Origin of the sequence: Leclercia sp. GLN_9, assembly GCF_043105735.1 — a bacterium.
Lineage (GTDB): Bacteria > Pseudomonadota > Gammaproteobacteria > Enterobacterales > Enterobacteriaceae > Enterobacter > Enterobacter adecarboxylatus.
This window is the reverse complement of sequence record NZ_JBICLV010000005.1, coordinates 45,454-57,135: the sequence shown is the minus strand read 5'-3', so window position 1 is coordinate 57,135 and position 11,682 is coordinate 45,454. Positions and strand designations below refer to the sequence as shown.

Genomic DNA, 11,682 nt, shown 5'->3' with positions numbered 1-11,682 from the left:
CCCCGCAAGGATTCAGATAATACGGTTGTTTTTAAAATCGCGCAGGAAGCCACCCCAGCGGCGTTCGTAGAACGGCGTGATGTGTTCGGTGATAAAGTGGCTAATGCCCTTCTCCCCTTTGACTACCCGGCAGATATCGATCGGCTCGTCGCCCGGCAGGGTGTCAGTCGCGACGCTGCCCGCGGCCTGAATGATATCGTCGATCTCACCATCCGCCTCGATGCCAATCAGCAACACCGGCTGTTCGTCAGCCTGCTCTTTAATTGAGCAGAGAAACGCGCGTTTGACGGGTTTGATGGTTTGGAAAAGGGTGGTCAGGGAATCAATCATCTGCGCCGGTGGCTCAGCCACTTCCGACAGCAGCAGCGACTCACCCCCCTCCAGCACCTCCTGGGTACTTAGCGGGTTGCCCTCCTCGCCAATCAGATGACTGATTTCACGCGGGGTGAACTCTTTTCCGGTCGGCAGTTTGGCGTTCAGGAACAGGGTTTCGCCCAGCGTCATCTCAAACAGCGTGCGTACCGGCATCACCACGAACGCCTGCTCATCTTCCACTGCTTCCTGCAAGGCCGCCAGCGAGGAGAAGAACGGGATCACCGAAGTGCCGTCATCTTTTTCCCAGTGCAGCAGATCCAGCGCGCTGTCCTCAACAACCTGCTCACCTTCCGCGGCGGTGCCGGGCACCCAGACGGTGGACTCCAGCAGCGTGCGGAAAAAGGCCGGACGATGGGCTGGCTCGGTGGCCGCTTTCTCCAGCAGAGTTTCTAATTCGTTTTTGGTTTCTGACATAAAAGTTCCAGATGGTGCATTTGCCCCTCACCCAAACCCTCTTCCAGAGGCAAGAGGGAATATGGACACCCTCTCCCCTACAGGGAGAGGGCTGGGTTGAGGGGGAAAAAGTTACTCAGCCGTCAGCAGGTTCGCAATGGTACGTACGCCCAGACCGGTAGCGCCGGCAGACCACTGCTCGACCGCTGCTTTACGGTAGGTCGCGGAGCAGTCGATGTGCAGCCAGCCTTCGCGATAGTTTTCAACGAAGTGCGACAGGAAACCGGCGGCGGTGCTTGCGCCTGCCGGGTAAGCCGCGCTGGCGGTGTTATTCAGTTCGGCAAAGTTTGACGGCAACTGGTTGCGGTGGAACTCAGCCAGCGGCAGACGCCAGAACGGCTCGTTCTCGGCGGCAGCACTTGCCAGCAGGCGGTTCGCCAGCTTGTCGTCGAAGCTGAACAGCGCGTGATAATCGTTGCCCAGCGCGGTTTTCGCGGCCCCGGTCAGGGTCGCCATATCGATGATCAGCTCCGGTTTCTGCGCACAGGCGTCAATCAGGCCATCGGCCAGCACCAGACGGCCTTCGGCGTCGGTGTTCATCACTTCGACGTTTTTGCCGTTGCGGTAGCGGATGATGTCGCCCAGCTTAAAGGCGTTACCGCTCACCATGTTGTCGGCGCAGCACAGATATAGCTTCACGCGCTTGTTCAGACCACGGGTGATGGCAAAGGCCAGTGCGCCGGTAATGGTAGCCGCGCCGCCCATATCGGACTTCATCGAGTCCATGAACGCGCTCTGCTTCAGGCTGTAACCGCCGGTATCGAAGGTGATGCCTTTCCCGACCAGGCAGGCGAAGACAGGGGCCGCTTTATCGCCGGTTGGGTTGTAATCCAGGGCCAGCAGAACCGGTGGGCGCTCAGAGCCGCGACCGACGGTGTGAATGCCCATATAGTTCTGCTCGCGCAGATCTTCACCTTTGGTGATGCGGTAAGAGACGTTATCGCCTGCCACTTTGTTCAGCAGATCCACCGCACGCTGCGCCAGCTGTTCCGGGCCTAACTCTTCCGCCGGGGCGTTGATGGTGTCGCGCACCCAGTCAATAATGGTGAGACGGCTGGTCAGCTCTTTTTGCGCTGCCGCGTCAAGGTTAGCCCACTCAATTTTGCGGGTACCTTTTGGGCCTTTGTAGCCCGACGAAAATGCCCAGCTGCGATCCACATCCCAGCCTTCGCCATCGAGGGTAACGTGCTTGATACCCAGACCGTCGATTTTACGGGCCGCGCGCTGAATCAGACCTAAATCGTCGCTGCCGTTAAGGTGCAGGGTAATGCCGTCATTATTGATGCTGTAAGTCGCTTTTTCACCCCAGCGCGCATCGGCTGGCTGAGTAGAGAGCGTAATCTTCATCGCTTCGGTCATTTTTATTTATCCTTATTAGCAAACGGGCCGCCTGAAGGCAGCCCATAGAGTCTCTTTCCACTAAATGATTCGCGTTGCGGGACAAAACGCTCTGGCGTTTTGAACAGCGCTTGCGCTGGCCCCGAAGGGGCGAGGCGCAGGCCGAGTAACGCGGCAAGCGAGTGAATCCCCAGGAGCAGAGATAACTCTGTGACTGGGGTGAACAAGCGCAGCCAACGCATCGGCAACGTGAAGCATGACGTGGAAATTATTCTGCTTCATCTAACCAGACTAACAGAATCGCCTCCAGAATTTTTTCATTGGATGCGTTGGGATCGTCGTCAAACTCTTCCAGATCGCAAATCCACTGATGCATATCGGTGAAGCGTACGGTCTTCGGATCGAGATCCGGGTTGGCGTCATACAGCGCCTCGCCGATTTCACGGCTGTCTGTCCACTTCAGTCCCATATTAATGCTCGCGTGCGTGGTTGAGAGTATAACGCGGAAGTTCGACCACCAGATCTTCATCGGTGACGCGCGCCTGACAACTCAGACGGCTTTCCGGCTCCAGACCCCATGCTTTATCGAGCATGTCGTCTTCATCTTCTGTGCTCTCCGCCAGGGAGTCAAACCCCTCGCGAACGATGCAGTGGCAAGTCGTGCAGGCACAGGATTTTTCACAGGCGTGTTCCACTTCGATGCCGTGACGCAGGGCAACGTTAAGGATAGTTTCGCCAGTCTCAGCTTCCAGAACGGCGCCATCGGGACAAAGGTCCGCATGTGGCAAAAAAACAATCTTTGGCATATTAAACCTCGTCCACGGAGTGGCCTTTCAGCGCGGTACGGACTGACTGATCCATACGGCGAGCGGCGAACTCCTGGGTTTGTTTATCAACGTTTTTAATGGCTTGTTCTATAGCGTCAGCGTCATTGCCTTCTGCGACCGCGCCCAGTTGCGCGACGGCATCGTCAATGGCCTGACGTTCAGCGGCGCTTAGCAGCGCGGCATCAGCAGTGAGTGCGCTATTCAGGCTTTCCAGCACGCGTGCGGCTTCGACTTTCTGTTCGGCCAGCATACGCGCCTTCACATCCTGCTCGGCGTAGCTCATTGAGTCCTGAATCATGGTGGCGATTTCGCCATCGGTCAGACCGTAGGACGGCTTCACCTGAATGGAGGATTCGACACCGGTCGATTTTTCCATCGCCGTGACGCTCAGCAGGCCGTCGGCATCCACCTGGAAGGTCACGCGGATATGCGCCCCACCCGCAGGCAGCGCCGGAATGCCGCGCAGCGCAAAACGCGCCAGTGAACGACAGTCCTGGACCAGCTCGCGCTCGCCCTGCAACACGTGGATCGACATCGCCGTCTGGCCGTCTTTAAAGGTGGTGAACTCCTGTGCGCGCGCCACCGGAATGGTGGTGTTACGCGGGATCACTTTCTCCACCAGACCACCCATGGTTTCTAAACCAAGGGACAGCGGGATCACGTCCAGCAGCAGCATTTCGCTGTCCGGCTTGTTGCCGACCAGGATATCAGCCTGGATTGCGGCGCCTACGGCAACCACTTTGTCCGGGTCGATGGAGGTAAGCGGCGTGCGGCCAAAGAATTCGCCCACACGCTCGCGCACCAGCGGCACGCGGGTCGAACCGCCGACCATAACCACGTCCAGCACCTCTTCTGCCTCGACGCCCGCATCTTTCAGCGCGCGACGGCAGGCCAGCAGAGTGCGTTTCACCAGCGGGGCAATCAGATCGCTGAACTGGTCGCGGGTAATTTCACCCTGCCAGCCAGCAACATTTACGGTAACCGTCTGCGCATCGCTCAGCGCAATTTTGGCGTCGATCGCCGCATCCAGCAGTTCACGCTGTACGCGCGCATCGCTGCGATCGGTAATCCCCGCCTGCTCGCGAATGTAGTCCGCCAGCAGGTGGTCGAAGTCATCCCCACCCAGCGCGGAATCCCCGCCGGTGGCCAGCACTTCAAACACGCCGCGGCTCAGGCGCAGGATAGAGATATCAAAGGTGCCGCCGCCGAGATCGTAAACCGCAATCACCCCTTCCTGACCGGAGTCGAGGCCGTAGGCAATGGCAGCAGCGGTCGGCTCATTGAGCAGGCGCAGCACGTGGAGGCCCGCCAGACGCGCCGCGTCTTTGGTGCCCTGACGCTGAGCGTCATCGAAATAGGCCGGAACGGTGATCACTACGCCATCCAGCTCACCTTCCAGCGTCGCGGTCGCGCGGGCGGCCAGCGCCTTGAGGATATCGGCGGAAACACGGATCGGATTTAACAGACCGGCGGTGGTGGCGATCATCGGCAGGCCGTTTTCACTGGCCTGCAGCTGATACGGCAGATGCGGGTAACGGCTCTGGATGTCAGCCAGCGAGCGGCCCATCATGCGTTTTACCGAACTGATGGTGTTGGCCGGATCTTGTGCCGCGTTGGCACGGGCGTCATAGCCCACGCTGTGGCCCTGGGGCTGATAGTGGACCACAGATGGCAGCAGGTGTTGGCCGTGCGCATCCGCCAGCGTCTCAGCCTGGCCGCTGCGTACGGTCGCTACCAGCGAGTTGGTGGTGCCTAAGTCGATGCCTACCGCCAGACGACGCTGGTGCGGCGCGGCACTTAAGCCCGGCTCACTAATTTGTAATAAGGCCATAATTGCTTCCGAAATTAAAAATCGAGCAGCTTTTCTTCGAGTTGTTCAGCACTGCTTCGCAGTTTATCGAGAAAACGCAGCTTGCGCACAGTGTCGGCCGCTACGTCCCACGTCTCGTTATTCAATTGGTCAACCATCTGCTGATGGCGGGTATCGAACATGCCTTTAACGCGCGTAATAAAGCGCTCAAGACGGGCTTCGTCTTTCGCCTGTTCGATCTCATCCAGCTCTTCGCGCAGTTCCAGCTGTTCCATCAGGAAGGCGGTGTCGCGAACGGTGTGTTGCTCACTGGCGAGATCAAAACCGTGGCGCGAGAGCAGATATTCTGCCCGGCTCAGCGGATTGCGCAGGGTTTGCCACGCCTGATTGATGGTCGCAGAGTGCTGCACCGCCGCCAGTTGTTCCGCCTGCGTGCCGCTGGCGAATTTATCCGGATGATACTGACGTTGCAGATCCTGGAAACGGGCCGCCAGCGCCTGAGTATCAATTTCATACCCGGCTGGTAACCCAAAGAGGGTGAAGTAATCCATAACAATCTCAGGGTTAGCTGATTAAAGCAAACCCCACACACAGCCTGGCTGCGGTGGGGTTAGCAGGTGATACGCAATTAAACGTGGAAGCTTTCGCCGCAGCCGCACTCGTCTTTAACGTTCGGGTTAGTGAATTTAAACCCTTCGTTCAGGCCTTCTTTTACAAAGTCCAGCTGAGTGCCATTCAGGAACTGCAGGCTTTTACCATCGACCACTACCTTCACGCCTTTGTCTTCGAATACGGTATCGTCCACCGCAGGTTCGTCAACAAATTCCAGTACATACGCCATACCGGAACAGCCGGAGGTGCGTACACCCAGTCGCAGGCCGAAGCCTTTGCCACGGTTTGCCAGGAAGGAGCTTACTCGCGCGGCAGCGCTGTCGCTAAGGGTAATCGACATAACAACCTCAACTAATTATTTTGCGTCACGTTTGCTTTTGTAATCCGCAATTGCGGCTTTAATCGCATCTTCCGCCAGGATAGAGCAGTGAATTTTCACCGGCGGCAGTTCGAGTTCGTCAGCAATATCGGTATTTTTAATTGCCTGCGCTTCGTCCAGAGATTTACCCTTCACCCACTCGGTGACCAGGGAGCTGGAGGCGATTGCGGAACCGCAACCGTAGGTCTTAAAGCGCGCGTCTTCAATGATACCTTCATTGTTGACTTTAATCTGCAACTTCATCACGTCGCCACAGGCCGGTGCACCCACCATGCCGCTGCCCACGCTGTCGTCGCTGTTGTCGAAAGAACCCACGTTACGTGGATTCTCGTAATGATCGATAACTTTTTCGCTGTATGCCATGTTGAATTCTCCTTACAAACCGATTAGTGATGTGACCATTCAATGCTGTTCAGATCCACGCCTTCTTTGAACATTTCCCACAGTGGAGAAAGGTCACGCAGACGGCCAATGGAGTTGCGAACCAGTTTGATGGTGTAGTCAATCTCTTCATCGGTAGTAAAACGACCTAAAGAGAAACGGATAGAGCTGTGTGCCAGTTCGTCGGTCATGCCCAGTGCGCGCAGCACGTAGGACGGCTCGAGGCTTGCGGAAGTACACGCAGAACCGGAAGAGACGGCCAGATCTTTCAGGGCCATGATCAGCGACTCGCCTTCAACATAGTTGAAGCTGACGTTCAGAATGTTCGGTGCGCCCTGCTCGAGATCGCCGTTCAGGTAGACCTCTTCCATATCTTTCACGCCTTCCCACAGACGGTTGCGCAGCGTACGCAGGCGCGCCATCTCGGTTTCCATCTCTTCTTTGGCGATACGGTAGGCTTCACCCATACCCACGATCTGGTGAACAGGCAGCGTACCGGAACGCATACCGCGCTCGTGACCGCCGCCGTGCATCTGGGATTCGATACGGATACGTGGCTTACGACGCACATACAGCGCGCCAATGCCTTTCGGGCCATAGATTTTGTGGCCGGAGAAGGACATCAGGTCTACTTTCAGCTGGCTCAGGTCGATAGGCAGTTTGCCCACGCTCTGGGTCGCATCAACGTGGTAGATGATACCGCGTGCACGGCACAGCTCGCCGATAGTGGCGATATCCTGCACCACGCCGATTTCGTTGTTAACGTGCATGATGGAGACCAGAATGGTGTCATCACGCATTGCCGCTTCAAGCTCTTTCAGGTCGATGATACCGTTGCGCTGAGGCGCCAGGTAAGTCACTTCAAACCCTTCACGCTCGAGCTGACGACAGGTGTCCAGCACGGCTTTGTGTTCGGTTTTGCTGGTGATGATGTGCTTGCCTTTTTTCTGATAGAAATTGGCTGCACCTTTGATCGCCAGGTTATCGGATTCGGTCGCACCGGAGGTGAAAACAATCTCACGCGGGTCAGCGCCAACCAGCTCGGCAATCTGATTACGGGCGATATCTACCGCCTCTTCAGCATGCCAGCCAAAACGGTGTGAACGGGAGGCCGGGTTACCAAAGTTTCCGTCCAGGGTCAGACACTGCATCATTTTCTCGGCAACACGCGGGTCCACCGGCGTGGTTGCGGAGTAATCGAGATAGATAGGTAATTTCATTGCTCTTTAAACTCCGTACATCGCTTCAATGCAAGGAATCAGGCAACCGGCTGGATGTACGACCGAGTACACGGGGCGCGATGCCCCGGCCTGATTCTGAAATCTTATTATTTTTGCCCTACATAGTTCATGTTGCAGCACGTGCGGCCACCGCAGTTACTGCACGAAATATAACGGGCAAATTAGGCGCGTAATTTGACGTCGATTGCGTCCTGCGCGCGGGTATTACGATGGGACTCGTGCGAGTGCTGACGACCAGAGACGTCCAGCACTTCCTGGTTGTTAACCAGTTCACCAATGGTGATGTTATTCAGGAAGCCGGTCAGACGGTCGCTCAGATCACGCCACAGCGCGTGAGTCAGGCATTTATCGCCGCCCTGACAGCCGCCTTTACCCTGGCAACGGGTCGCGTCAACGGATTCATCAACCGCGCTAATGACTTCGCCAACGGCAATACTGCCCGCGTCTTTACCTAACAGATATCCGCCGCCAGGACCGCGAACGCTGGAAACCAGGCCGTTTTTACGCAGTCGGGAGAAAAGCTGTTCCAGATAAGAGAGGGAGATTCCCTGACGTTCAGAAATATCAGCCAATGGAACCGGGCCCGATTCGGAGTTGAGCGCAACGTCCAGCATCGCGGTCACGGCATAACGCCCTTTAGATGTCAGTCTCATGTCTTACTTAACCTCAAACTCGCCCCTGCCCGGGGATTTTTATTGTAAAGTGGGGGTATTGCATAGCAGGGCCAAGTCTGACATTCCCGACTAATTTGGTCAACTATTTACTTGACTGTTTTAGTCAGGTATTTAACCTTCTGTGCGCTCATGAGTTTTTGCCGGGTAACGCTTCGCTTACCCGGTCAAACGATCCGTTGGCCCGAACAAACGCAGCGCCGCCGGACATCAGCCTTACTCTTTATTCTTTTGCTCAATCGACGCCAGAATACCACGCAGGATGTTCAGCTCCTGGCTTTCCGGGCGAGCACGGGTAAAGAGGCGGCGCAGTCGGTTCATCACCTGCCCTGGATGGCCAGCGCGAATAAAGCCGGTGGCGAGCAGGGTCTGCTCCAGATGACCATAGAAACGCTCCAGATCGTCCACCAGCGGGTACGGCGTCTCTTCCGGTGCAGCGTACGTCTCTTTTTCCTGGGTGGCCAGCCACGCCATCCGCACTTCGTAGGCGATCACCTGCACGGCCATCGCCAGGTTCAGCGAGCTGTACTCCGGGTTAGCGGCAATGGCGACATGATAATGGCACTTCTGCAGTTCATCGTTCGTCAGACCCACGCGCTCACGGCCAAACACCAGCGCCACCGGCGCATGCTGACCTTCGGCAATGCTTTTCAGCCCGCATTCACGCGGATCGAGCATCGGCCACGGCAGGGTGCGCGAACGCGCGCTGGTGCCGACCACCAGGCTACAGCCAGCCAGGGCTTCATCAAGGGTATCGACAATTTGCGCATTGCCAATGACGTCACTGGCACCCGCGGCGAGCGCGATGGCCTGTGAGTCAGGTTTGACCAGCGGGTTAACCAGCCAGAGATTGGTTAAGCCCATGGTTTTCATAGCACGGGCCACGGAGCCCATATTGCCGGTATGCGATGTTTCGACCAGCACGATTCGGATATTTTGCAGCATAGTTTTTCTGAGATATGAACAATATTTGGTGATGTTATCATAAACGAGAGACAGAATCCGATCCCGCTGCTATACTCTGCGCCGTTTTCGTATCCCCCGTTCTTTAACATCCAGTGAGAGTAACCGATGCAACATCCTATGTTGACCATCGCCGTGCGCGCAGCGCGCAAGGCGGGTAATGTAATTGCCAAACACTACGAAACTCCAGATTCCGTAGAAACCAGCCAGAAAGGCAGCAATGATTTTGTGACCAACGTCGATAAAGCCGCAGAAGCGATGATTATCGAAACCATTCGCAAATCTTACCCGCAGCACACCATCATCACCGAAGAAAGCGGTGAGCATGCAGGCGAAGATCAGGATGTTCAATGGGTTATTGATCCACTGGATGGCACCACCAACTTCGTTAAACGTCTGCCACACTTCTCTGTTTCTATCGCCGTACGCATCAAAGGCCGTACTGAAGTCGCAGTGGTTTACGATCCAATGCGTAACGAACTCTTCACCGCGACCCGTGGTCAGGGCGCACAGCTGAATGGCTACCGTCTGCGCGGCACCAACGCTCGCGATCTTGACGGCACCATACTGGCGACCGGTTTCCCGTTCAAAGCCAAACAGCACGCACCTGCTTACATGAAAATTCTGGGCAAACTGTTTACCGAGTGCGCTGACTTCCGTCGCTCCGGTTCCGCTGCGCTGGACCTGGCCTACGTTGCCGCTGGCCGCGTTGATGGTTACTTTGAAATTGGCCTGAAGCCATGGGACTTCGCTGCTGGCGAACTGATCGCCCGTGAAGCAGGTGCCCTGGTGTGTGATTTCACTGGCGGCCACAACTACATGCTGTCCGGCAACATCGTTGCAGGTAACCCACGCGTTGTGAAAGCGATGCTGGCGAACATGCGTGACGAACTGAGTGAAGCGCTGAAGCGTTAATTCCTGTTTGTCTTGCCCGGATGGCGCGCAGCGATTCGGGCCTACGCCCTCCCCTCTTAACGTGGAAGGGGGCAATGTGAGGGCATCAGCCCTCACCTCATTAAAACGGCCGCATCCCTCTGCCCACCGGCACCGCACTGATCCACATCATCACCGCCGCGACCAGCAACACCACCCCACCGGCTAAGGCCAGCGTAGTCCACCCAATCTGACGCCACAGTACCGGCGCTTTATTGCCGCTGAGTCTGACCGCCAGTTGACGAAAACCGTGTACCAGCAACGCCAGAGAAGAGATCGTCAGCCCCGTTCCCGCCGCCATCGCCAGCGCCGAGGCCACGCCCCAACTGAACACGCCAATCACTTTACTGAACAACAGCACCATAATCGCCCCGGAGCAGGGCCGCATGCCCATCGACAGAACGATCATCGTCCGTGCACGCCAGTCGTTAGCGCGCTGGATCTGCGTCGGACCGGGCAGATGTTGATGGCCGCAGCCGCAGTGTGCGTCATGGACATGATGCGGCGTAAACGCTTTGAAGGTGGGTTTACGCAGCAAGATGCGCAGCTTTTTTAACGCCCGCCAGCAGAGCATCAGCCCCAGCACGCCCACCAGGGCATAGCTCCCCTTCTCCAGCCAGAAGCTGCTCATATGCAGATCCCGCGCCGGAAGCTGCAGCAGCGTTAACACGCCCACGACCAATGCGATCGCCACGCTCCCCTGTAATAAAGAGGAGGCCAGGGTTATGCCAATACTCGATTTCAGTTTTGAAGGATGAGTGGCAAGCCAGGTGGTAATGACGATTTTCCCATGGCCCGGTCCCAGGGCGTGCAGCACGCCGTATAAAAAGCTGAAAATCAGCAGCGACCCGCCCGCCGCCGTCGGATTGTCGGCCACCGCTTTCAGCAAGCCGCTCATCTGCTGATTGACGTCCCGCTGCCAGAGAATGCTCTGCCGCATCACCTGCGGCCACGCCTGCCACAGCCAGACGGCCCCTGATACCGCCGCCACCAGAAACAGTGCCAGCGGCCAGAGATCCCACATGCGGCGCGCGCGAACTACTGACATTGCAACCTCACCGTCTGGGCAAACTGTTTACCGAGATCCATGTCTTCCGGCGGGGCATCGTCTTTATCCAGCGAACTGGCAAAGTTGAGCGTCTCATCGCTCGGCTCCGGGGTCTCCACGCTGACGGAACAGCTTTTTTGCACGGCCTCCGGCAGGGTCACATCGTCATCCTCGGCGTAGCTCATGTCGACGTAGTAGGAGGGGTCGAAGGTAGAGAAGGTGTATTTTTGCCCGGCCAGCGGCTGAGGCTCCGCCAGCGGCAAAATAAAGGTCAGCACCGCCTGATGCTCATGACGAGTCATACCGTACTGGGTGGGCCGGTTGAGGAATTTCACCTTCTCGCCGTTATGCCAGAACTCGGTAAAGTAGTGTTGGCCGAGCACGTTGGCCATCACCTCTGCCGCCAGCTTTTTCCAGATTTCATCCCCTGGCTTTGCGTTTCCGGCATCGTAAAGCAGATCGGCGGAGGTAAGTTCATCCATCGCCCAGCGCATCTTCAGCCCGGTAAGCTGGTTGTCTTTCACCATTATTTGCGTTTTCAGGGTGATAAAGCTGTGAGGGTGCGCGGCGGCAGCAAAAGATAAAACCGCTAAAAAAAGCGTTGTTGCGCTGCGTTTAACTATTTGCATCTCATCCTCACGTCAAAAATTC

General features: G+C 56.8%; 14 protein-coding genes. 1 reads left to right on the top strand and 13 read right to left on the bottom strand.

Annotated elements, in window-relative coordinates:
- Positions 1-12: 12 nt before the first annotated feature.
- From sseB to trmJ, 11 genes are all read right to left on the bottom strand, one after another.
- A complete protein-coding gene (gene sseB, locus ACF8PE_RS02700; protein WP_032613116.1) occupies positions 13-789 on the bottom strand; it encodes an enhanced serine sensitivity protein SseB in 777 nt (258 codons plus the stop codon).
- A gap of 111 nt (positions 790-900) precedes the next feature.
- Positions 901-2,187, bottom strand: a complete 1,287-nt coding sequence (gene pepB / locus ACF8PE_RS02695; RefSeq protein WP_130588404.1) for an aminopeptidase PepB — start codon at positions 2,185-2,187, stop codon at positions 901-903.
- Positions 2,188-2,434: 247 nt separating this feature from the next.
- Positions 2,435-2,635 carry a Fe-S cluster assembly protein IscX gene (iscX, locus tag ACF8PE_RS02690; protein WP_032613119.1) on the bottom strand — a complete coding sequence of 67 codons (201 nt, stop codon included), beginning with the start codon at positions 2,633-2,635 and terminating at the stop codon, positions 2,435-2,437.
- A 1-nt stretch (position 2,636) separates the two neighbouring features.
- Positions 2,637-2,972: an ISC system 2Fe-2S type ferredoxin gene (gene fdx, locus ACF8PE_RS02685; protein WP_032613120.1), complete on the bottom strand. Its 336-nt coding sequence runs from the start codon at positions 2,970-2,972 to the stop codon at positions 2,637-2,639.
- A 1-nt stretch (position 2,973) separates the two neighbouring features.
- A complete protein-coding gene (gene hscA, locus ACF8PE_RS02680; RefSeq protein WP_032613121.1) occupies positions 2,974-4,824 on the bottom strand; it encodes a Fe-S protein assembly chaperone HscA in 1,851 nt (616 codons plus the stop codon).
- A 14-nt stretch (positions 4,825-4,838) separates the two neighbouring features.
- On the bottom strand, positions 4,839-5,354 hold the full coding sequence (gene hscB, locus ACF8PE_RS02675; protein WP_032613123.1) for a co-chaperone HscB: 516 nt from the start codon (positions 5,352-5,354) through the stop codon (positions 4,839-4,841).
- 77 nt (positions 5,355-5,431) lie between these two features.
- Positions 5,432-5,755, bottom strand: coding sequence for an iron-sulfur cluster assembly protein IscA (gene iscA, locus ACF8PE_RS02670; protein WP_032613125.1), 324 nt, complete (start codon positions 5,753-5,755; stop codon positions 5,432-5,434).
- A gap of 15 nt (positions 5,756-5,770) precedes the next feature.
- On the bottom strand, positions 5,771-6,157 hold the full coding sequence (iscU, locus tag ACF8PE_RS02665; RefSeq protein WP_032613127.1) for a Fe-S cluster assembly scaffold IscU: 387 nt from the start codon (positions 6,155-6,157) through the stop codon (positions 5,771-5,773).
- Between the two features lie 23 nt (positions 6,158-6,180).
- Complete coding sequence (locus tag ACF8PE_RS02660) at positions 6,181-7,395, bottom strand: IscS subfamily cysteine desulfurase (RefSeq protein WP_032613128.1); 1,215 nt, start codon at positions 7,393-7,395, stop codon at positions 6,181-6,183.
- Between the two features lie 182 nt (positions 7,396-7,577).
- Positions 7,578-8,069, bottom strand: coding sequence for a Fe-S cluster assembly transcriptional regulator IscR (gene iscR / locus ACF8PE_RS02655; protein WP_032613130.1), 492 nt, complete (start codon positions 8,067-8,069; stop codon positions 7,578-7,580).
- 234 nt (positions 8,070-8,303) lie between these two features.
- Positions 8,304-9,032 (bottom strand): tRNA (cytosine(32)/uridine(32)-2'-O)-methyltransferase TrmJ, encoded by a 729-nt coding sequence (gene trmJ / locus ACF8PE_RS02650; protein ID WP_059307397.1) that lies wholly within the window; start codon positions 9,030-9,032, stop codon positions 8,304-8,306.
- A 126-nt stretch (positions 9,033-9,158) separates the two neighbouring features.
- On the opposite strand from trmJ, the gene suhB reads away from it, so the two are divergent.
- Positions 9,159-9,965, top strand: a complete 807-nt coding sequence (gene suhB / locus ACF8PE_RS02645; protein WP_098946264.1) for an inositol-1-monophosphatase — start codon at positions 9,159-9,161, stop codon at positions 9,963-9,965.
- A 100-nt stretch (positions 9,966-10,065) separates the two neighbouring features.
- Here suhB and ACF8PE_RS02640 read toward each other — a convergent pair whose 3' ends face one another.
- Entirely contained in the window at positions 10,066-11,031 is a 966-nt protein-coding gene (locus ACF8PE_RS02640) for a nickel/cobalt transporter (RefSeq protein ID WP_392494516.1), read from the bottom strand.
- Entirely contained in the window at positions 11,022-11,660 is a 639-nt protein-coding gene (locus ACF8PE_RS02635) for a DUF1007 family protein (protein ID WP_032613138.1), read from the bottom strand. Before ACF8PE_RS02635 ends, ACF8PE_RS02640 begins: the two co-directional genes overlap by 10 nt.
- Positions 11,661-11,682 lie beyond the last annotated feature (22 nt).

Excerpts from the sequence above, each read along its gene's own strand:
- sseB (WP_032613116.1), bottom strand. The coding sequence starts at position 789 with ATGTCAGAAACCAAAAACGAATTAGAAACTCTGCTGGAGAAAGCGGCC.
- pepB (WP_130588404.1), bottom strand. The coding sequence starts at position 2,187 with ATGACCGAAGCGATGAAGATTACGCTCTCTACTCAGCCAGCCGATGCG.
- iscX (WP_032613119.1), bottom strand. The coding sequence starts at position 2,635 with ATGGGACTGAAGTGGACAGACAGCCGTGAAATCGGCGAGGCGCTGTAT.
- fdx (WP_032613120.1), bottom strand. The coding sequence starts at position 2,972 with ATGCCAAAGATTGTTTTTTTGCCACATGCGGACCTTTGTCCCGATGGC.
- hscA (WP_032613121.1), bottom strand. The coding sequence starts at position 4,824 with ATGGCCTTATTACAAATTAGTGAGCCGGGCTTAAGTGCCGCGCCGCAC.
- hscB (WP_032613123.1), bottom strand. The coding sequence starts at position 5,354 with ATGGATTACTTCACCCTCTTTGGGTTACCAGCCGGGTATGAAATTGAT.
- iscA (WP_032613125.1), bottom strand. The coding sequence starts at position 5,755 with ATGTCGATTACCCTTAGCGACAGCGCTGCCGCGCGAGTAAGCTCCTTC.
- iscU (WP_032613127.1), bottom strand. The coding sequence starts at position 6,157 with ATGGCATACAGCGAAAAAGTTATCGATCATTACGAGAATCCACGTAAC.
- ACF8PE_RS02660 (WP_032613128.1), bottom strand. The coding sequence starts at position 7,395 with ATGAAATTACCTATCTATCTCGATTACTCCGCAACCACGCCGGTGGAC.
- iscR (WP_032613130.1), bottom strand. The coding sequence starts at position 8,069 with ATGAGACTGACATCTAAAGGGCGTTATGCCGTGACCGCGATGCTGGAC.
- trmJ (WP_059307397.1), bottom strand. The coding sequence starts at position 9,032 with ATGCTGCAAAATATCCGAATCGTGCTGGTCGAAACATCGCATACCGGC.
- suhB (WP_098946264.1), top strand. The coding sequence starts at position 9,159 with ATGCAACATCCTATGTTGACCATCGCCGTGCGCGCAGCGCGCAAGGCG.
- ACF8PE_RS02640 (WP_392494516.1), bottom strand. The coding sequence starts at position 11,031 with ATGTCAGTAGTTCGCGCGCGCCGCATGTGGGATCTCTGGCCGCTGGCA.
- ACF8PE_RS02635 (WP_032613138.1), bottom strand. The coding sequence starts at position 11,660 with ATGCAAATAGTTAAACGCAGCGCAACAACGCTTTTTTTAGCGGTTTTA.